Raw genomic sequence first — 22,227 nt, forward strand, 5'->3', positions numbered from 1 at the left:
AATTGCTTTTCGGTGGTCGGCCGAAAAAAAAGTCATTTTGCTTCATTTTTAAATAGGTTTTAGTTAGTAAATGCTATTCCTTCAATCAATGCTACTTTATAAAAATAGATCGTATTTTCCGACAATAACAGCGCAATATTAACTAAAAAATCAGGCAAGACTTACATTTTTGAGTACGGTTTGACTACGGTACTATTAAAAAAATGTAATAAATAGCCCATAAAAACCGTAAAACTACTTAGGATTTCATTTACAAGAGAAAAACTAAAAATTGAGAATAAATTCGGTGATGTTTGTATCTGATGGAAGCTGCAATTTTTTACGAATACGGTATCTAGTATCTTCAACACCTCGAACAGAAATTCCTAAAAGCGGTGCAATTTCCTTTGTATTGAAGTTCATTCGCAAATAAGCACACAATCGCATATCGCGTGGAGTCAATTCTGGATAACTTGATTTTAATCGTTGCATAAAATTATCATGCAATTGATTGAAAATTTCTTCAAATTCATTCCAATGCTTGTCTCCCTGCAATTCGTGGTCGATTAATTTATTGATTTTCGTCAGAAGACTGAAGTTTACATTTGGATCGTTTTTCTTATCAATCTGACCAATCAATTCTTTTATCGAAAGTAAGATTTCATTCAAATGAATCAAATTGACGGTATTCGAAGCCACTTTAGCATTTTTGAGGTTAATTGTAGTTTGAAGATTTTCACGCACAATCGCCATATTTTCTTGTTCTAAAGCCAATTTCTGCTCATTTAGTTCCGCACGATTTCGAAGCAATTCTTTCTCCTGATTGAGAATCAACTGTTCTCGCTCACGTTCTGCAACTCCTTTTTGATATTTAATAATGGTATAAATTAAAACTCCAAAAAGAATCAAATATAAAATATAAGCCCAAGTAGTTCTATACCAAGGCGGTAAAACTTCAAATCGAAAAACAGCTTCTTCACTAACTACATCATAAATATTTTTTGCTCTTACGTGAAAAATATATTCGTTTTCAGGCAAATTGGTATATTCTTTTTCTGTTTGAAGACTATAATCTGACCATGTTGGTTCAAAACCTTCTAGCCAATATTCATATTTTGTGGCATCGGCATCATCAAAACAAAGGGATGCAAAAGAAAAATGAAGCGCATTATTAGAATGCGATAAAACAGTCGAAAATTTATCGCTTACAGATCCTGTTTTATTCGGAAGAACATCATAACGGCTAGAAAACAGCAAACTATCTTTAGGGAAAATACATTTTACTTCAGAAATAACTGCTTTATATTTCGTTGGATATTTCTTGTTTTTAATAGCACTGTAATGAATCAAACCTTCTTGTGTTCCAAAGAAAACATCACCACTTTTTGTGGTTTGAATATTTTCGAAACCAGGAACATACAAATAGCGAAGTTTTCGAAAAGGAAGTTCTTCCACTTTAAAACTTCCATTTTTCTGCTTGTTCATTTTTCCGGTATTTTCGCCAGAAACATACCAAATATTGCCCTGATTGTCTGGCTTTAATAATCGAATATGATTTTCTAACCCCAGATATTTCTTGAAAACAGGATCTGGAATCATCTTTTTTGAAGATACATCTTGTCTGTAAACGCCTTTTGTTGTTCCAAAAAAAATCTGGTTATCAACTTTAAAAGTATTCAAAAACAAGCTCGATGGAAAACCATTTTTATCATTATAAAACTGAATATCTGTAACCGAATCAAATATCGCATTAAATTTAAGTTTGTAAATTCCTTTATAACCGTGCGCAATCCAAATGTTTCCTTGTTTATCGGTTTCCATGATTCTACTGCTTTCCTCAAAACCTTTTATTCGATGTTGAAAAACCCAAGAACCGTTTGTTTTTTTCAAAAGATACAATCCCGTATAACCACCAACAAGCAATAAATCAGCATGATTGGGAACTAGAATTCCCTGCCACGCTCCGTCAATTTTGGCCAACGCTTTCGCGGAATTTCCATTGATTTCAAATATTCCATTTTTTTCAAAGGCCAATAACGAATTACCAAAAACACCAACATTCCAAACATTTTCAGACATTCCAGAAACATGCTGAAAAGTCACATTTTCTCTTTTTCCGCTTTTATAAGCTTCCCAATTCAGCCAAAACAAACCGTTGTCGGTGCCGATATATAATTTATTTTGGTAAATCTGACTGCAATAAATTTTGGTTTCAGAATTAGTGCCGTCAATGATTTTTGACAAAGGAGACGAAATCTGAATTAACGAAATTCCGCCTTTAAGTGTCACCCACAGATTTCCTTCTTTATCAATTTTAAAATTGGTTACATATTCATTCTGAAGTCCCATTTGTTTATCGATGTGTTGAATCAAATGCCCTGAACCATCTATAACTATCAACCCAGATTGACGGGTTCCAATTCCGAAATAACCGTCTGAAAGTTCAATTCCTGCTGAAATCTGACTTTGCTTTAATAAATAATCAACTTCCGTTATAAAAGGCTTTATTTGATTTTCATTGAAAGTAAAAAGACCCTTTTTTTGAGTTAATAGTAAAAGTCCGTTTTGGGTTTGAAAAATCTTTCTAACCTGCAATCCAACAAACTTCTGACTATTTTCTACAGGAATTAATGCGTTATCTTTTAGCTTTAACAATCCTTTTTCATTGTCTGAAACATAAATTTCTTTCCCTACTTCGAAAAAATCATCAAAAGAAGTTTTAGCATCTATGACTGTGATTGAATTGTTTTTATAAATAAAAATCCTTTCATAAGAGAAAAAAATGACTTCATTATTTCGAATAACGGTATGCAATACATCACCAAAATTTCGAGCCGATTTAGGAAGGAGTTTTACTAAAGAAGTATATTGATATTGTCCATTTGGAAGCTGAATCACAAACCCGAAATCACCTTGCGCGCCAACATACATTTTATCATTTTTATCAATTGTCATAGAGCGCACCATGCTTCGGTTTTCTGGCTGCGTCACAATTCCCCAGCGCACGCCATCAAATTGCATAATTCCAAAATGATTGGCAAAAAACATCATGCCTTTAGAATCTTGCAAAACATCCCAATTCTCTGATGCCGCTTTATAAGCTTTCGGACTGTAATTGACTATAAAAGGAACTCCAATCTTTTTGATTTGAGAATTGATAATTGGAGAAAATAATAGGAATAGAAGTAAAATTCTAATTTTAAATTTCATCATTCTGTTTGCGTCTGTAGGTTAGTTTTGTGATTTTAAAATCACAATCTGGAAAATGCTTCTTTGGGAAAAGTCATTTTCTAGACAAAAAACATTCTTTTTTTAAATGTATCAATAACAATTATTCATTATTATTAAAGCAAAAAAGAGAATGTCGAAACTCAAATATATAAAATTTTATTTTAATGCAATAAATCGCGTTTTAATAAGAGAATTTGATAATTAGAAAATATGCCGATTAGAAAATTTGATTACGCACATACCATTCATTCCGCAAAATAGATGTCCCTACAGGACACTATGCAAATACGTTTTCTCAACCGACCAGATATTACTAACGGAATAATTTTTTTAGTAAAATAAATCAATTCAAAAATCTAAATCTTGTTTTCTCATTTTCAGCATTCTGTACAGAATTACACCTATTCTGTATTTTCAATTCCGTTTCAATTTGTACTTTTATATTCCTATCAAACCTATTTTTTAAAATATTAAAACCAAAGAATTTTGAAAAAACATCTTTTTATCATAACCTTTCTGACAGCCAATTTTGCTGCTTTTTCTCAGAATAAAATCATTACAATTACCAACAATTTAAAAGTTGACCGAGAGTTTGAAACCATCGAATTGACTAAAAAATCACTTGGATTAAATGCGGATTCAAAACTTGAAAATTATGTTGTAAAAGATCTCAACAGTAATTCTTTCTTAGAAACCCAAACTGTAGATAATGACGGTGACGGAAATGCAGATTTGCTTTTATTTCAGCCAAAAATAAAAGCTTCTTCTAAACAGGATTTTGAAATTTTAGTGGGAACAAATCCTTCGGCTTCAAAAGTTGTTAGCTGCTACTCTCGTTTTGTTCCAGAACGTACAGACGATTATGCTTGGGAAAACAATAAAGTAGCTTTTAGAACTTACGGTCCCGTAGCTCAAAAAATGGTTGAAGATAATATCGCAGGCGGAACATTAACCAGCGGAATTGATGCATGGTTAAAAAGAGTCAATTATCCAATCATTAATAAATGGTATGAGAAAGCCACAAACGGAACTGGAACGTATCATAAAGATACTGGCGAAGGTTTGGATAACTTTCACGTAGGTGACAGTCGTGGTGTGGGCGGAATTGCCGTAAATGTGGATGGAAAATACTATTTCTCTAAAAATTTCATCAGCTGGAAAACTATTACAACGGGGCCAATCAGAACGAGTTTTATTCTAACTTATGCCGATTGGGATGCAAAAGGCAATAAAATAATAGAATCGAAATTAATCAGTTTAGACTACGGAAGTCAGCTTTCGCGCTTTGAAATCAATATTACGGGAACAAAACAAATTGCTGCTGGATTAACACTTCATGATAAAAAAGGAACAATCGGAACAAATGTAAAAGAAGGCTGGTTAAGCTATTGGGAACCTATCGACGATTCTGAAATTGGCACGGGACTGGTTGTTCCAAAAGGCAATTTAATCAGTTTTGACAATCATGTAACAGATGAAAAAGATTTGAGCAATTTGTATGGAAATATTTCGGTTAAAAACAATAAAGCTATCTATTATGTTGGTTTTGGATGGAAAAAAGGAAGTCCGTTTCAAACTAAACAAGAATGGGAAAAGTATTTGAGTTCTTTTGCTGACAAGATTAATAATCCTTTGATTGTGAAGGTGAAGAAATAACACAATCTTGTCATCCTGACGAAGGAAGGATCACACACGAAATCGGCAAAGTTTTTTGACATTCTGTGTAGAGCTACTTGTGCGATCCTTCCTTCGTCAGGATGACAAAAAAACTACAAAAAATCACTTTCTAGCAGGAAAATAATTTTCCTTCAAAATAATCTCCAACGGGATATAATGTGTTCGCTCAGTATCTTCTTGCAGAACCAATTTCTTATACAAATAATTAATTCCCAAATAGCCTTGATCTTCGGGTCTTTGATTGATTAAAAAATCAATTACGCCTTTGTTTAAATATTCTATATTCTCTTTCAGCAAATCAAAACCAATAATTCGAACACCTTTTATATTGTTTTTTTCTAAAAATTCGGCAACAATATACGCTCGAGAATTGGGTACAAAAACGCTGTTTACGCCAGAAAACATTTCCAAACTCAATTGATCGATTCCTGAATCTTTTAAGGCAAATTCAGAGAATTTAAAATTGGTCAATTCATCGTGATCTTGAAAATACGAATAGAAACCTTTTATACGTTGCTGATAAACAGAAGTACTTTCGATTTCTCTAGTAATCTTAAAAATTAAAACTTGTCGCTCATTTTTCACAGCAAAACTAATTAATCTTCCAGCTAAATACCCGCTCTGAAAAGCATCTTGTCCAACATAAGCATGCTCATTTTCTTCAGAAATATTCGAATCGACCATCACAATCGGAATATTCTTTTTTTCATATTCCTTTAAAAACTGAACAGAATCTTCGTAAAAAATTGGTGCAAACAATAAACCGTCGCAATCAAATTCCAATACTTTTTGCGCAGATTCTTTAAACGATGCCCAATTATAATCATAGAAAAAATAATCCAATACAATCCCAAATTTGCTGAATTCCAAAGCTGCTTTTTCGATTCCATCCGTCTGACTTTTCCAATATTCCAAAGTTTCAGATTTTGGAAGGAAAACCGCAAAATGAAATTTTTTGTTCAAAGCCAGATTACTTGCCAGAATATTTCGGGTATAACCAAACTCTTCAATTATCGCATTCACTTTATCAACGGTTTCCTGCGCTACTTGTCCGCGTTTGTGTATAATCCTGTCGACAGTTCCGGCAGAAATATTAGCTAGTTCGGCAATTTTTTTTATTGTTATGATATTGATTCTTTTTAAGTTAAAAAAATAAAAGCAGTAGGGTAAAATTAATTTATTTTATTAAAAATAAGTTGTTTTACATCACTTTTTGCATACATTTGTAAAATACCGTGTACGCACACGCAAATATACACATAACATCAAAAAATAAAAATAATAACCAATTAAAATGATACTAGACTCATTACAAAATGCACCAAAATACTATGGTTTGCATCCAAATTTCAAAAAAGCTTTTGATTATGTAAATCAAAATGACATTGCTAATCTAGAAGAAGGCGCTTTTGAAATTGGTGAAGGTTTAAAACTAATTGTAATTGTCGGACAGGGAAATACAAAAGAAGAAGCTGTAAAAGGATTCGAATGTCATGATAAAAACATCGACATTCAAATTTCGATTAAAGGACCTGAAACTTTTGCGTGGAAGCCGAGAGAAAAATGTGTGAATCCAAATGGAGATTATAGCGATGAAAGAGACGTTCGTTTCTTTCATGATGCACCAGATACCTTTTTTGAAATGCAGGAAAAACAATTTGCAATTCTGTTTTCAGAAGATGTTCATACCGCAATGATTGGTGAAGGAACACTGAAAAAGATCGTTATTAAAGTAAAAATATAAGTTATGAGCACTATTCAGAATTCGATTGATGTTATTGCAAAACAAGGAATGCTTCCATTGTATTTTAATGCAGACGAAAGCAAAAGCATCACGATTTTAAGAACACTTTATAACTCTGGAATTAGAGCAGTAGAATATACAAGCCGTGGTCCAGAAGCGCTTTCTAATTTCAAAAAAATGATTGAAGTGAGAAATGCTGAAATGCCAGGAATGCTTTTAGGAATTGGAACCATCAAAAATTTAGCGCAAGCAGAAACGTATTATTTAACTGGAGCCGACTTTTTTATAAGCCCAGGATTTGTTCCTGAAATTGCTTCTTTTTTAATTTCCAAAGAAGTTTTGTACGCTCCAGGTTGTATGACTCCGACTGAAATTATTGCAGCTGAAAACGCTGGAGTAAAATTCATTAAACTTTTCCCTGGAAATATCTTAGGCCCAGATTTTATGAGCGGAATAAAAGATGTTTTTCCAAACTTAATTTTTATGCCAACTGGCGGAGTCGATACTACTAAACAAAGTATCGAAACTTGGTTTAACGCTGGTGTTTCTGCTGTGGGAATGGGAAGCAAATTAATTAGCAAAGAAGTAATGGAATATGGCGCTTACGATACAATCGAAAAAGAAACCAAAAGGGTTTTGGATTTGATTGAAGCTATTAGAGGTTAAAAATTTAAAATTAAAAAAAATAATGGATTCAATATTCAATCTAAAAGGAAAAATTGCCCTGATTACAGGTGGCGCAGGTGTTTTAGGAAGCCAATTTGCAAATGTTTTGGCACAGCAAGGTGTTATTGTCGGAATCGTTTCACAATCATTGGAAAAAGCCGAAAATACAGTAAAAGCAATTGAAGCAAACGGTGGACAAGGTTTTGCTGTTCAAGCAAATGTTTTAAACAAAGAAGAATTAGAAAAAGCCAAAGATTTTATTGTTGAAAAATACGGCCGTCTTGATATTCTAATTAATGCTGCAGGTGGAAATATGCCGGGCGCAACGATTCAACCTGATCAAGCGATTTACGATATGAAAAGCGATGATTTGCAAAAGGTAATCGATTTGAATATTATTGGAACTATGCTTCCTTCTCAAGTTTTTTCTGAACTTTTTGCAAAGCAGAAATCGGGAAATATCATCAACATTTCATCTGCATCGGCACAAAGGCCTTTAACGAGAGTTGTGGGTTATTCTGCTTCAAAAGCGGCAATTGACAATTTCACACAATGGATGGCCGTGGAACTGGCTTCTAAATATGGCGAAGGAATTCGCGTAAATGCTATTTCTCCAGGATTCTTCATCGGAGAACAAAACCGTGCTTTATTACTTACTCCAGACGGAAAACTAACTCCAAGAGGCGAAAAAATCATCGACCACACACCAATGGGAAGATTCGGAACTCCAGAAGATATTGACGGTGCGCTTTTATTTTTATGCAGCGACATGTCGAAATTCGTAACAGGAATAACTTTAAAAGTAGACGGTGGTTTTGCTGCTACAAGTATCTAAAACATTAAAATAATTACACAAAATGGAACAAACATTAAGATGGTTCGGACCAAATGACCCTGTTTCTTTACAAGATATCAAACAAACCGGCGCAACGGGAATTGTAACGGCTTTACATCATATTCCAAATGGAGAAGTTTGGAGCATTGATGAAATTATTAAACGAAAAGTTGAAATTGAGCACGAAAACGGAGATCCTAAAAAAGGCGCTTCTGGATTAACTTGGTCGGTTGTAGAAAGTATTCCGGTTCACGAAGACATTAAAAAACAGACTGGAAATTATCTGCAATACATTGAAAATTATAAAGAAAGCATTCGCAATTTAGCTTTATGCGGTATTAAATGTGTTTGTTACAACTTTATGCCTGTTTTAGATTGGTCGAGAACAGATTTATCATTTACAGTTGAGGACGGTTCAAAAGCTTTACGTTTTGATATTAATGCTTTTGCTGCTTTTGAATTGCATATTTTAAAAAGACCTGGCGCAGAAAACGAATATTCTGAAGAACAAAAACAAAAAGCAAAAAGCTATTTTGAAGCAATGACTTCAGAAGATAAAGTAAAATTGCAACAGAACATTTTGGCTGGGCTTCCAGGTGCTGAAGAAGCGTATTCAGTTGAAGATTTCTTGGTTACTTTAAGCGCTTATAATCATATTGACAGACAGGCTTTAAAGAGTAATCTTTTTCATTTTCTAAAAGAAATTATTCCGGTTGCCGAAAGTAAAGGTGTTTTAATGGCGATTCATCCAGACGATCCTCCTTACCCGATTTTAGGTTTGCCGAGAGTTGTAAGTACAGAAGAAGATTTGATGGAATTAATGAACGCTGCTCCTTCTCCATCAAACGGATTTACCATGTGTACAGGTTCATACGGTGTTAGAGCCGATAATGATTTATCTGGAATTGTGAGACGTCATGGCGATAAAATGAATTTTATTCACTTAAGAAGCACACAGCGCGACGAAGAAGGCAGTTTCTATGAAGCAAATCATCTAGAAGGCGACGTTGATATGTACGAAGTTGTGAAAGCAATTCTAGAAGTTGAAAAAAGAAATAACAGCAAATTACCAATGCGTCCAGATCACGGACATCAAATGTTGGACGATTTGAAGAAAAAAACAAATCCAGGTTATTCTGCAATTGGCCGTTTAAGGGGATTGGCAGAATTGCGAGGGCTTGAATTAGGGATTAAGCGATCTTTATAATTTTGTTTGCCACGAAGGCGCGAAGACGTGAAGATTTTTTTAAGCCACAGATTAAAAGGATTAAAAAGATTTTTTACGCAGATTTGGCAGATTATAGCAGATTTTATTATGATAAATATCTGCGCATATCTGCTTAAATTTTTTAAAATCTGCGTGAAATAAAAAAATAAAAATCTTTGCGCCTTAGCGGCAAAACAAAAAAAACTAACTAACCACAAACAACCACAAAACCATGATTCGCCAAGCCATTCTTATATCCTGCGGTCTTTTCATGAATACCATATTGTCGCAGGAAATACCTAAAATTATTACTTCAAAAAACAATTATCTTCCAGATTTTAGTTACGCGGGCTATCACTTCGGCGAAAGCCAGATTCCTGAAACTAATGGAAAAGTTATTAATGCAATTGATTTTGGCGTAAAAGCCAATGACAATTTAGACGATTCAAAAGCTCTTTTAAAAGCTTTTAAAGCTGCCAATGCTATTGAAGGAAATGTCATTCTGCAATTGCCTGCGGGGCGAATTATTCTAAGTGAAATTCTCTACATCGAACGAAGCAATTTTGTACTTCGCGGCGCTGGTTCTAACGAAAACGGAACTGAAATCTATTGTCCAAGACCGATGATGTACCTTAAAGATTCTGATGTTTTGGCTGAACTTCGCGAATACTTAACCACTTTTGATAAAAGACAACGTGAACCAGAAAATAATATTGATATTCCTTTTTCGCAATATGCATGGTCCGGAGGATTTATCTGGACGCAAGTTCCAGGCGAACGTGTAAAGTCCTATTTGGATAAATACGAACCAGAATCTAATCCGTTGGCGAAAGTCAGTTCAGGAAAAATGGGCGAACATATTATTACGGTTTCTGATGTAAAAGGATTAAAAGTTGGCAATGTTGTCGAATTGCAATTGTTTAATAAAGAGGGCGAAAATGGCGAAATCATCAACTATTTATATCAAGGCGCCAAAGTAAAACCGGGTTCGCATCATTGGAAATTTCCAAAACTTCCCATTGTGAGGCAACAGGTTGAAATCACCAAAATTTCGGGTTCTAAAATCACTTTAAAAACACCTTTAACCATTTCGATTAAGCCAAGTTATCAGGCGCAATTGGTTGAATGGAAACATTTAAATGAAGTCGGAATTGAACATCTTCGTTTTACGTTTCCAGATATTCCAAGAGTCGCGCATCACGTAGAACCTGGTAATAACGGTATTTTCTTGACTCGTCTTTTCAACAGTTGGGTTAAAGATGTCAAAATCACCAATGCGGACAGCGGAATTTTAGCAGAAGAAGTTGCTAACGTTACCATTCAAGATATTACAACAGACGGTAAGCATTTAGCGCATTATACGGTAACTTTAGGCGGCGTTCATAATGTTTTGGTTAAAGATTTAAAAATCTATAATTCAGCCGTTCATCCTTTAAGTTTCAACACTTTTGCAACTAAAAATGTGTATCAAAACTGCGAGATATTTACTGACCCACTTCTAGATCAGCATTCAGGAGCCAATCATCAAAATTTATTTGATAATATTACCGTTCACATAAAAATAGACAAAAATAATAGTTACGCTTTGTTTGGAGGCGGAGGTGCAGATTATTGGAAACCTTCTCACGGTCCTTTCAGTACATTTTGGAATTTAAATGTTCAAGTGGAAAATCCTGATGCCTCAAAACCAGTTTTATTGTACGGAATGAAAGATGGTGCTTTAGCTAGAATTATTGGAGTTCACGGAAATACGAAATTTGAAATCAAATATGACATTGATCCATACATAGAACTTTTGGATACGCCAATTGAAAAAATTCCGTCTCTTTACGATTATCAATTAAATAAACGTTTGAAAAAATAAACTTAAACACATAGAAACATAGCTTTTAGGAACGTAAAAAGGCGTTTCACTTGCATAAATAATCATAGATTTTGCGTAAAAGCTATGTGTGAAAAACTAGTTTTTTTTTAATGTCTTTTTTATAAAAAGAAGAAATCTATGTTTCAATGTGTTTAAAAATTAATCTCGCAAAGTCGCTAAGACGCAAAGTTTTACTTGTTCTTTTTAATCATTAATTAAGGATAGTTTGTCATTTGGATGGAGACTCGAGCGATAGCAAATAGACAAAGTAAATTTTCATAAGTTGCTTCTAATAGTATGTCGCCAATCTTTGTAGAGCTACTCGTGGAGATTTCTCCTTCGTCGAAATGACAAAAATGAGAAAACCTTCGCGTCTTAGCGACTTTGCGAGATTAAATCATAACTAAAAAAAACTTTGCTCCTCTGCTCCTTTGCAACTTTGAACCTAAAAATAAACGCTATGAAACTTAAAATAGCTCTTTTATTATTTGTATTTGTTTTCGGAAATATATTTTCCCAAAATAAATATCGTCTTAAAAATTTCTCTACCACAGACGGACTTTCGCAGAGTTCTGTCATTGCCATTCATCAGGATAAATTTGGGCAGATGTGGTTTGGAACCCGCGATGGTTTAAATAAATATGATGGAAGCCGATTTACCATTTTCAGAAATGATACTGCCGATAAATATTCTATTAGTAACAATGATATTTTAGCTATTGAAGAAGATAATTCGGGAAAAATCTGGGTTGGAACTTATAACGGATTAAACTGTTATGATCCCGTTTCGAACCGTTTTACAAGATATCTTCATACCAAAGCCAATCATACCATTAGCAATAATGCAGTTTGGAGCATTCGCGAAATTGGTGGCGAAATGTGGTTTGGAACCTCAAAAGGATTAACGATTTATAATAAAAAAACAGGATTATTTACATCAGTTTTTCATTCAGATGATGATGCTTCTACTCTTCCGAGCAATAATATTTTGAGCATTTTAAAAACCAAGGAAGGCGAAATTTGGATTGGAACAACTAAAGGTTTGTGCAAGCTCACAAATCGAATGAACGGAAAACTATTCTTTAAAAATTATCCTTTAAACACTACCGATTTATTAAACGTTCAATCTGTAATTGAAGATAAAAATGGTGGTTTGTGGGTAGGGACAAAAAACAAAGGGCTTTTAAAATTCGATCAAAAAGAAAAGGCTTTTGTTTCATTTTTACCTTCTGAAAAATACCGTGAGATTAATACTGACATTCGTTCTTTAGTAATTGATAATCAAGGTGATTTATGGATCGGTACTTACGATGGAATTTATATTTTAGGAAAAGATAAAAGCCTTCAGAAAATCAATAACAGCAATAATGCAAACGGAATCGACAAAGTAAAGTCGGTTTTTATGGATAGAAAAGGTTCTATCTGGATTGGTTGCTATTACAAAGGCGTAAATCTTTGGGATATTTCTAATGTTAATTTCTCTAATTACAATCAGAATTCAAAAAAGATTCCGATGAGTTTTGATGTGGTAAGTTCAATAATTGCAGATAAAAACCAGAATATTTATTTTGGAACTGAAGGTGGCGGAATTACGATTTATAATAGAAATAGCGAATCTGTAAGCTACATCAACAGCAAAACTGGGCAGGCAAATAAAAATGATATCAAAGCGATGTGTCTTTCTGATGATCATATTTTATGGATTGGAACTTTTTCTAAAGGATTATCGGCTTACAATACCATTTCTAAAAGAATGGAAGATAACCGAATTGCATCTGATTTAGCCGAATTATTAAAAGAAAGCGGTGTTTATTCTCTTAAAGCTGAAAACAAAATCTTATGGATTGGAACTTTTGGCAAAGGTTTAATTCGTTATAATACATTAGATAGAACCTTTCAAATTATTGGAAATGACACTTCTAAACCAGTTTTTCTAACCAATAATATGGTTCGTAGTATCTTGATCGACAAACAAAATTCAATCTGGCTTGGAACACAAAATGGTTTAAATCGCATTTCGCTTCGAAATTTTGATCCGAAAAAATACCAAATACAGCATTTCTTTTACGATCATTCAGCTTTGTCTGGCGATGATATTTTGACTTTGTTTGAAGATTCTCAGAATAAAATATGGGTAGGAACAAAAGCAAAAGGACTTCATGTTTTTGATGGAAAAAAATTCACTAGAATCAATCTTAGAATTGGAAATACGGTTATTACTTCTATTCATTCGATTTTAGAAGATGACGACAAAAACCTTTGGATCAGCACCAATCAAGGAATTATAAAGTACAATACAATTAAAAAATCGGTTGTAATTTACGATCAGAAAGATGGTTTGGCGAGTAATGAATTCAACGATAATTCGGCTTTAAAATTAGGTTCCAATCAGTTTTATTTTGGAAGTCCGTCGGGTGCAACTTTTTTCGATGCCACAAAAATTTCCCTAAATAATTATGCTCCTCAGGTTTTAATTACCGATTTAAAAATTAAAAACGAAACGGTAAATGCGCATGATAAAGATGGAATTTTAGAACAAAGCATCGGTTTTACCCAAACGATCACTTTGGATTATGACAAGGCGAATTTCTCGATCAGTTTTGCGATTCCAAATTACATACGATCTAAAAACAATCAATACAGTTATCGTTTGGTAGGTTTGGAAAACAACTGGACAACGACAAAAAACAGCGAGGCCAATTTTGCGATTCAGAATCCAGGAACTTATACTTTTGAAGTTCGAGGCGCCAACAATGACGGCGTTTGGAATCAGGCTCCAACCACTTTAACCGTTATTGTAAATCCAGCTCCTTGGCGCAGTATTTGGGCATTTATGCTTTATGGAATCGTAATTGGTTTAGGTTTATATGGCCTGATTTGGATTATGAAATCTAAAGCGAGATTGAAACAGAAACTCGAACTGGAATATCTGGAAACGCAGCGTATTGAAGAAAACAACAAGCTGAAATTAGATTTCTTTACCAATATTTCGCATGAATTTAGAACGCCTTTAACTTTGATTTTAGGTCCGATACAGCAAATTTTAGCCGATTACAACGGAACCAACGAAATGTACAAAAAGCTTTTGGTTATTGAAGGAAGTGCGAATCATTTGTTGAGTTTGATTAACCGTTTAATGGATTTTAGAAAACTCGAAAATCATCAGGTTACACTAGAATCAGCAAACGGAAATATTGTCAAATTCACCAAAGAAATCTTTTTATCGTTTATCGAATATGCCAAAGATGGCGGTTACAATTATACTTTTGAAACTGAGAACGAAGAAATTCTGGTTTATTTTGACCGATATAAACTTGAACGTGTATTTTATAATCTGATTTCGAATGCTTTTAGATATACTCCAAAAGGCGGTTCGATTAAGATTAAAATAAATCACGATCAGCAAAATCTGTTTATTTCTGTTGAAGATTCGGGCGTTGGAATTGCGGAAGAACATATCGATAAAATTTTCGATTTGTTTTTTGAAGTTCCGACGCATAACCAGGTTCAGAAAAACTACAATAAAGGAACAGGAATCGGGCTTTCGATCGTTAAGAACATTGTTGAACTTCATAAAGGAAAAATTGATGTTACCAATAAACCTTCTGGCGGAGTTATTTTTAAAGTGACTTTACCGCTTGGGCGTGAACATCTTCTGGACAACGAAATTATTTCTGATTTTAAAATCAGTGACGATATTGCACAATACGCAGCTCAATTAGAAACTTCAGAAATTGCAGAAAATGATGACATTGAAGATTTAATTGTCAACGAAGAAAAACAAACGATTTTAATCGTTGAAGATCATAAAGTTTTGAGAAAGTTCATGAAAAACCTTCTCAAGAAAGACTACAACATTATTGAAGCTGATAATGGGAAAATTGCTTTAGAAAAGGCTTTGAAATTTGTTCCAAACCTAATTATCAGCGACGTGATTATGCCAGAAATGGTGGGAACTGAATTGTGTTCAAAAATCAAAGAAAACATTAAAACTAGTCATATTCCTGTTATTCTATTGACTTCGAGATCTTCATTGGTTTACAAATTTGAAGGATTAGAAAGCGGAGCCGATGATTACATTAGTAAACCATTTAATCTAATGGAATTTAGACTTCGTGTAAAAAATCTTCTCAATACAACAGAACGTTTACGAATCAAATTTTCAAGCGAAGACAGTTTTATTCCGTCAGAAATTACGGTTTCTTCTTTGGATGAAGAATTATTGAAAAAAGCATTCAAAATTGTAGAAGAAAACATTTCAAACGAACAATTTGATATTCCGTTTTTCTGTTCAGAATTAGGCGTAAGCCGAACAATGTTATTTTTAAAAATCAAAGCTTGGACGAATTGCACGCCAAATGAATTTATTCATGAAATAAGATTAAAACGTGCAGCTCAATTATTAGAACAAAACAAATTAAACGTTTCTGAAATCAGTTATAAAGTCGGTTTCAACAATCCGAAATACTTTAGCAAATGCTTTCAGAAAAAGTACGGCGAAACTCCATCTCAATACGCCGACAAATTTTATAAATCTTCTACGGTTAAATTGTGAAATGTGAGATGCTAAATGTGAGATGCTAAATGTGAGATGTCAAATGTGAATTGTTAGAGGTAACTAATCTTTTTACTTTTTACTTTTTACTTTTTACTTTTTACTTTTTACTTTTTACTTTTTACTTTTTCACTTTTCACTTTTTCACTTTTTACAACTCACATTTCGCATCTCACTTAAATAATCCGCATTTTTAAAGGCTTCAAAAAGGGTATCTGTATTTTTAGATACCCTTTTTTGTATTTCTATTTCTTTTTTGGCTTCTACATTTGCGATATGAAAATCAAAAAAACAAGCTTCCTTTTACTCCAAATTTTGTTTGTCATTATCATAATCGGAATGAGTTTGTTGCTTTTCTACTTTATCTAACTTATTAACCTTAAAACCAAAAAATGAATGTTTACAAACCACAAAAACAAATCGTTTAAATGGTGTTTGCTGGTATCTTTTTTACTGGTAAATATCATGATGCATGCACAAGAACGAAAAGTGACTGGAAAAATAACTTCCAGTGATGATTTACTCGGACTTCCTGGCGCAAATGTTTATATCAAAAATTCCTCTGTTGGCGCTGCTGCCGATATGGACGGAAATTATACTGTAATTGTAGGAGAGAAAAATGCTATTTTAGTTTTCAATTTCGTTGGATTTCAAACGGTTGAAGTTCCTGTCGGAAATAAAACGGTTATCAATGTAAGTTTAAAACCAGATACAAAAGCCCTTGACGAGGTTATTGTAGTGGGTTACGGAACTCGTAAAAAAAGCGACATAACTGGTTCTGTATCTTCTGTAACTGCAAAAGAATTGACTGCTTTTCCTCTTTTAAATGCTGAACAAGCTTTACAAGGCCGTGCAGCGGGTGTTTCGGTAATGACAAATAATGGTGGCGAACCTGGAGCTCCTGTAAAAATCAGGGTTCGTGGAGGAACTTCTATTAACGCGAGTGGCGACGCTTTGATTGTTGTTGACGGATTTGCAGGCGTTTCTATGCCAGCGCCACAAGACATTGCTTCTATCGAAGTTTTAAAAGATGCTTCGGCAACTGCAATCTACGGATCTAGAGGTTCAAACGGAGTTATTATGGTAACGACTAAAAAAGGAAAACCTGGAAAACCAGTAATTGAGTTTAGCAATTCGACCTCTGTACAATCGGTAAACAATAAATTGCATCTATTGAACGCTGATCAGTTTGCTGCTTACAGAAAAAGTTTTACTACGCACACACAAGGTCCTGCAGATACAGATTGGCAAGATGTAATTTACCGTGAAGGAATGATTTCGAATACACAATTATCATTTTCTGGCGGATCTGAAAATGTGAAATATTATGTTTCTGGAACGTATTTCAACCAAAATGGAGTTGTAATTAACTCAGGAATTGACAAATACACTATCGTAGCCAATCTTGAAGCAGATTTATCTCCAAAGTTAAAAGTTGGTTTGAATACTTTCACAAGCAAACAAAACAAAGAAGGAATCGTGAGCCAAACAAGTGCTGGAGGAACTGGTGCCGCAGGTGTAATTGCTTCTGCATATCGATTTATGCCAGACAAAGGAATTTATAATACAGACGGAACTTATACCACAACGGCTCCAATTGGAGATGATATCGACAATCCGTACGCAACAGCAATGGAAAATATTTTGGAAACTGTTTCTATCGTAAACCGAAACAATTTCTTCGCTCAATATCAAATTACTAAAGATCTTGATTTTAAAACAACTTTAGGTTTAACCGATAATAATTCGCAAACAGGAAGATTTATTCCTTCTACTTTAATTGCAGGAAAAAATATCAAAGGTGAAGCTTCTGTAAACAACACGAGATTTTCTTCTTTCTTGACAGAGAACTATTTGACTTTCAAACGTGAAATTATCGATAAAGGAATGCTAACTGTTTTGGGAGGATATTCGTACCAAAAAAACAAAAACGAAAATTCGTATGCAGCTTCAAGAGGTTTCTTGACAAATACCAATTCATACAGAAATCTAGGTGCTGGAACTGTTTTCTTAAAACCTGATTCTGGTTTATCTGAAACGGAATTAATTTCTGCTTTCGGAAGGTTGAATTTCGATTATGCTGATAAATATTTACTAACGTTTACAGCTAGACGAGATGGTTCTTCAAGTTTTAGTCAAAACTACAAATACGGAACTTTCCCTTCAGGAGCAATTGGATGGAATATTAGTAAAGAAAATTTCTTAAAAGACAATAAAACGGTTTCAAACTTAAAATTAAGAGCTAGTTACGGAGCAACAGGAAACCCTTCAATTGGAGCTTATTCTACTCTTTCTAGATTTTCTGAAATCTATTATGTAAGCGGTGACGTGATTACAAATGCAGTGCAATTAACTTCATTAGATAATCCGAACTTAAAATGGGAAACGTCATATCAACAAGATTACGGAATTGATTTAGGTTTGTTTGATAACAGAATCAGCATTACGGCAGATTATTACAAAACGATTACTAAAGATTTATTATTTAACAGACCGCTTCCAGGAATTTCTGGAATTGCATCTCAGCTTCAAAACGTAGGTGAATTGGAAAATAAAGGATGGGAATTGGGTATTAATACCAGAAACTTTATTGGTGCTGATTTTACTTGGTCAACAAACTTTAATATTTCTTCGAACAAAAACAAAGTTTTAAAATTAGCTGATAACAAAGATCTTTTGATCAACTCTGCTCCTGGGCATTTCTTAGCAACTGAATCGCAGATTTTAAGAGTTGGACAACCTGTTGGTTCTTTCTTCGGATTTATTTATGATGGTGTAATTCAGCAAGGTGAAACGGTTTTGCCTGGAAACTTTGAAACTGCACCTGGAGGTGAAAAATTCAGAGATTACAATGGCGACGGAAAACTGGATTCTCAAGATAAAACGATTATCGGAAATCCGAATCCAGATTTCATCTTCGGATTCAACAATGATTTCACTTATAAAAATTTGGACTTGAATATCTTCTTTCAAGGTTCACAAGGAGGTCAAATCTTAAACTATACTTTGATGGAATTGGCTTCTGGAAACAACAATGCTACAACTGAGGTTTTAGATGCTTGGACACCAACCAATACCGATACAAATGTTCCTGCTAATGCTGCAAGAACCAAAAGAATCACTTCAAGATTTGTTTATGACGGAAGTTACATTCGTTTAAAAAACATTTCTATCGGATACAGTTTAGATGAAAAAATTGTTTCAAAAATGGGCTTAAGCAAAGTTCGTTTTTACATCAGCGCACAAAACCTTTGGACTATTACAGATTATCCAGGTACAGATCCAGAAACGAACTACTTAAATGACACCAACTCAAGAAGTAATACCAATTTAGGATTGGATTATGGAGGATATCCAAACGTGAGAACGTTTACAGCAGGATTCAATTTAAAATTTTAATCTAAGACAATTATGAAAAAATATATAGCTCTTCTTTGCTTCGGAACACTCGCTTTTTTCAGCTGTTCTGATCTAGAAGAAAAACCAGTAGGAATTATTCGTCCAGCGAACTTTTTCAACAATACAGACGATTTGCAGGCTGCTGTAAATGGCGCGTTTGCTAACATTGGCCACAATAATTATTGGGGAAGAGAATTTACAATTGCCCTTATGCTTCGTGATGACATGGCCGATATTGGAGACAGAACAACGCAAGCGGCTCGTATTGATGTAAACGATATGTCAATGAATGATACTAATGCGCTTGTAGCAAACTTTTGGCCTCAATCGTATGTAATTATAACAGCCGCAAATCAGGCAATTGAAGGCGCTAAAAAAACGCCTGGAGATCCTGCAAAAGTCAATGCTATTGTGGCTCAAGCTCACTTTGCAAGAGCATTTGCTTATTATCATTTGGTTCGCCTTTTTGGAGATATTCCGTATGTGGATTTTGTTGTGAATGATGTATCACAAGTAAATTCTTTAAGTAAAACAAAAGAAGCAGATGTTTACCCAAAAATCATTGCCGATTTAGAATTTGCTAAACAATGGCTGGATGATAAACCAAAAGTAAAAGCTGTTCCCGGAAAAGGTACTGCCGCAGGATATTTAGCTTCAGTTTATTTAACTTTAGGGAATTTCCAAAAAGCGTATGACGAAGCCAAATATGTCATTACAAATGAAGCAAAATTTGGTTTAGGTTTAGATGCCGATTTTCAGGATTTATTTAACGCTACAAAAGCAGCTTCATTAAAAGAACCTCTTTTTACAATCGATTTTAATAACTTAACATCAGGAAATTACGGTCAGGATTATACAGCATTTTTCACTGGATCTTTAAAAGATGACAGTTATAGCTACGGACAAGGTTTCTCTGTTGCTGTTCCTTCTTTAAAAGTATTCAATACTTGGGATCAGAGAGATTATAGAAGAGCTGTAAGTTTTGATACAATTATCAGAAAGAAAACTGGACCTGGCGGGGCATTAGAAATTTATCCTTCAAGTGATAACGAAAAAGCGCCTCGCCCGCATATTGCTAAATATTTCCGTTTTCCAGGAAAAGCAGGTGCAAACGGAAGAACTTCGCAGCACAATTACATTACAATGCGTTTTGCAGAAGTTTTATTGACAGCTGCTGAAGCTTTAAACGAAATTAATCCAGGAACAACCGAAGCTGATGGTTACGTAAACCGTGTTCGCGCAAGAGCAAGAAATAAAGCTGGTAAATTGGTTTCTTTTCCTGCAAATGTAACGCCAGGACTTTCTCAAACAGACTTTAGAAAAATGGTTGTTGATGAAAGAAGATTAGAATTGGCTTTTGAATACATAAGATGGTACGACATTAAAAGATTAAAAATTGGTCCAGAAGTGTTTGGCGCAAATGGTTTAGAACCACACGCTAATTTTGATCCAAACAGAGATTATTTATGGCCATTGCCTGGAACGGAGTTGGCTATTAATCCGAATTTAAAACCAAATAATCCTGGTTATTAATTTAGCACAATTAGTATTGAACGCGGATGAAACGGATTCGCTATCGCGAAGACGCTGATTTGAAAGGATTTTTTAATCACGTCGTGTATAATTAGGTTTCACGCAGATTTAAAAAGATTTAAGCTGATTAAAATTGATTTTTTTTAAATCTGCTTTATCTGCCAAAATCTTTTTAAATCTGCGTGAAATAAAAAAATCGTTCAAATCAGCGTCTTCGCGATAGCGAATCCGTACAATCCGCGTCTAAAAATCACGATTACAAAATATTTACTATGAAGAATGTCAATTTCATTTCTTTAATTCTTGGGTTTGCATCGCTGGTAACAGCGTGCAAATCAAGAATTAATTCTCAAACCAAAAATACCTTAGCTGCGACAGAAAAATTGGAAACGCGTTACAAAATGCTATTAGATTATCCCGCCGATTCGATGTCGATGCCAAGAAGTATGAATATTAAAACTCTTGAGATTCGCAAAGTGCCATCGAGAGATTGGACAAGCGGTTTTTTTGCTGGAAATCTTTGGCAATTATACCGATTAACAGGCGATTCAAAATATAAAGAACAAGCTCAAAAATGGACTCCTTTCAGCAAAAAAGAAAGTGTCAATAGTAATTCGCATGACGTAGGTTTTAAAGTGTTTTGCAGTTTTGGAGAAGCTCTAAAAGTGGAAAACAAGAAAGAATACGAAGCGGTAATTGTTAAAGGCGCAGAAACTTTATGTACAAGGTTTAATCCAAAAGTGGGTTCGATTCTTTCTTGGGATTTCAACAAGGAAATTTGGGATTATCCTGTAATCATTGATAATATGATGAATTTGGAACTTCTCTTTGAAGCTTCTAAAATATCAGGAAATCCAAAGTACCGCAATGTTGCCATTCAGCATGCCAACACAACTTTAAAAAACCAGTTTAGAGAAGATAATTCCTGTTATCATGTCATAGATTATAATCCGAATACAGGTGAAGTTAGAAAGAAAACTACTCTCCAAGGTTACAATGACGATTCGGTTTGGGCGCGCGGTCAGGCTTGGGCAGTTTACGGATTTACAATGTCGTATCGATACACAAAAGATCCCGCTTATTTAAACCAAGCCGAAGGAACAGCACTTTATTTTATGACAAATAAAAACCTGCCAGAAGACGGAATTCCGTATTGGGATTTTAAAGATCCGAGTATTCCAAATGCAGCACGAGATGTTTCTGCAGCAATGGTTATGGCTTCAGGATTATACGAATTGTATACTTATACCAAAAATAAAAATTATTTGGCTTTCGCCGATAAACTAATGACTTCGGTACAAACAGATAAATATATTTTAGACACCAAAATTAAAGCACCTTTCCTATTTGATCACAGCACCGGAAACTGGCCAAAACATGACGAAATTGATGAACCAATAATCTACGCCGATTATTATTTTCTGGAAGCCCTTTTAAGAAAAAGTGGCAAAGGAACAAAGTAACAAAGCAACAAAGGTTTTCTGCCTTTGTATCTCTGCACCTTTGAACCTTTGAGCCTAAAAAAAGCCTAATAACC

At 34.2% G+C, this 22,227-nt stretch carries 12 protein-coding genes; 10 read left to right on the forward strand and 2 right to left on the reverse strand.

What is annotated here, in order from left to right:
- Positions 1-264 precede the first annotated feature (264 nt).
- Positions 265-3,192: a triple tyrosine motif-containing protein gene (locus V6624_RS19535; protein ID WP_338839892.1), complete on the reverse strand. Its 2,928-nt coding sequence runs from the start codon at positions 3,190-3,192 to the stop codon at positions 265-267.
- Between the two features lie 504 nt (positions 3,193-3,696).
- Here V6624_RS19535 and V6624_RS19540 point away from each other — a divergent pair.
- Positions 3,697-4,866, forward strand: a complete 1,170-nt coding sequence (locus V6624_RS19540; protein WP_338839893.1) for a DUF4861 family protein — start codon at positions 3,697-3,699, stop codon at positions 4,864-4,866.
- A gap of 123 nt (positions 4,867-4,989) precedes the next feature.
- On the opposite strand, the gene V6624_RS19545 is transcribed toward V6624_RS19540, so the two are convergent.
- The gene (locus V6624_RS19545) at positions 4,990-6,060 is read right to left on the reverse strand and encodes a substrate-binding domain-containing protein (protein WP_422389347.1); all 1,071 of its coding nucleotides are present in this window, start codon (positions 6,058-6,060) and stop codon (positions 4,990-4,992) included.
- Positions 6,061-6,181: 121 nt separating this feature from the next.
- Here V6624_RS19545 and V6624_RS19550 point away from each other — a divergent pair, with 121 nt between their 5' ends.
- The 9 genes from V6624_RS19550 to V6624_RS19590 all read left to right on the forward strand — a co-directional run bounded on the left by V6624_RS19550 (position 6,182) and on the right by V6624_RS19590 (position 22,153).
- Complete coding sequence (locus V6624_RS19550) at positions 6,182-6,631, forward strand: YhcH/YjgK/YiaL family protein (protein ID WP_338839894.1); 450 nt, start codon at positions 6,182-6,184, stop codon at positions 6,629-6,631.
- 3 nt (positions 6,632-6,634) lie between these two features.
- The gene (locus tag V6624_RS19555) at positions 6,635-7,297 is read left to right on the forward strand and encodes a bifunctional 4-hydroxy-2-oxoglutarate aldolase/2-dehydro-3-deoxy-phosphogluconate aldolase (protein ID WP_338839895.1); all 663 of its coding nucleotides are present in this window, start codon (positions 6,635-6,637) and stop codon (positions 7,295-7,297) included.
- A 22-nt stretch (positions 7,298-7,319) separates the two neighbouring features.
- A complete protein-coding gene (locus V6624_RS19560; protein ID WP_338839897.1) occupies positions 7,320-8,132 on the forward strand; it encodes an SDR family oxidoreductase in 813 nt (270 codons plus the stop codon).
- Between the two features lie 22 nt (positions 8,133-8,154).
- Positions 8,155-9,339 (forward strand): mannonate dehydratase, encoded by a 1,185-nt coding sequence (gene uxuA / locus V6624_RS19565; protein WP_338839898.1) that lies wholly within the window; start codon positions 8,155-8,157, stop codon positions 9,337-9,339.
- Positions 9,340-9,610: 271 nt separating this feature from the next.
- Positions 9,611-11,203 carry a hypothetical protein gene (locus V6624_RS19570; protein WP_338839899.1) on the forward strand — a complete coding sequence of 531 codons (1,593 nt, stop codon included), beginning with the start codon at positions 9,611-9,613 and terminating at the stop codon, positions 11,201-11,203.
- A 460-nt stretch (positions 11,204-11,663) separates the two neighbouring features.
- A complete protein-coding gene (locus tag V6624_RS19575; protein ID WP_338839900.1) occupies positions 11,664-15,758 on the forward strand; it encodes a two-component regulator propeller domain-containing protein in 4,095 nt (1,364 codons plus the stop codon).
- A gap of 396 nt (positions 15,759-16,154) precedes the next feature.
- Positions 16,155-19,157: a TonB-dependent receptor gene (locus tag V6624_RS19580; protein WP_338839901.1), complete on the forward strand. Its 3,003-nt coding sequence runs from the start codon at positions 16,155-16,157 to the stop codon at positions 19,155-19,157.
- Positions 19,158-19,169: 12 nt separating this feature from the next.
- Positions 19,170-20,690 (forward strand): RagB/SusD family nutrient uptake outer membrane protein, encoded by a 1,521-nt coding sequence (locus tag V6624_RS19585; RefSeq protein WP_338839902.1) that lies wholly within the window; start codon positions 19,170-19,172, stop codon positions 20,688-20,690.
- 272 nt (positions 20,691-20,962) lie between these two features.
- Positions 20,963-22,153, forward strand: coding sequence for a glycoside hydrolase family 88 protein (locus V6624_RS19590; RefSeq protein ID WP_338839904.1), 1,191 nt, complete (start codon positions 20,963-20,965; stop codon positions 22,151-22,153).
- The last annotated feature ends 74 nt before the right edge of the window (positions 22,154-22,227 follow it).

The sequence above is a fragment of the Flavobacterium ginsenosidimutans genome (assembly GCF_037478105.1).
GTDB classification, from domain to species: domain Bacteria; phylum Bacteroidota; class Bacteroidia; order Flavobacteriales; family Flavobacteriaceae; genus Flavobacterium; species Flavobacterium ginsenosidimutans.

Bases quoted from the DNA above. Each gene is read 5' to 3' on its own strand.
- V6624_RS19555 (WP_338839895.1), top strand. From the start codon at position 6,635: ATGAGCACTATTCAGAATTCGATTGATGTTATTGCAAAACAAGGAATG.
- V6624_RS19560 (WP_338839897.1), top strand. From the start codon at position 7,320: ATGGATTCAATATTCAATCTAAAAGGAAAAATTGCCCTGATTACAGGT.
- V6624_RS19590 (WP_338839904.1), top strand. From the start codon at position 20,963: ATGAAGAATGTCAATTTCATTTCTTTAATTCTTGGGTTTGCATCGCTG.
- V6624_RS19535 (WP_338839892.1), bottom strand. From the start codon at position 3,192: ATGATGAAATTTAAAATTAGAATTTTACTTCTATTCCTATTATTTTCT.
- V6624_RS19550 (WP_338839894.1), top strand. From the start codon at position 6,182: ATGATACTAGACTCATTACAAAATGCACCAAAATACTATGGTTTGCAT.
- V6624_RS19570 (WP_338839899.1), top strand. From the start codon at position 9,611: ATGAATACCATATTGTCGCAGGAAATACCTAAAATTATTACTTCAAAA.
- V6624_RS19575 (WP_338839900.1), top strand. From the start codon at position 11,664: ATGAAACTTAAAATAGCTCTTTTATTATTTGTATTTGTTTTCGGAAAT.
- V6624_RS19580 (WP_338839901.1), top strand. From the start codon at position 16,155: ATGTTTACAAACCACAAAAACAAATCGTTTAAATGGTGTTTGCTGGTA.
- uxuA (WP_338839898.1), top strand. From the start codon at position 8,155: ATGGAACAAACATTAAGATGGTTCGGACCAAATGACCCTGTTTCTTTA.
- V6624_RS19585 (WP_338839902.1), top strand. From the start codon at position 19,170: ATGAAAAAATATATAGCTCTTCTTTGCTTCGGAACACTCGCTTTTTTC.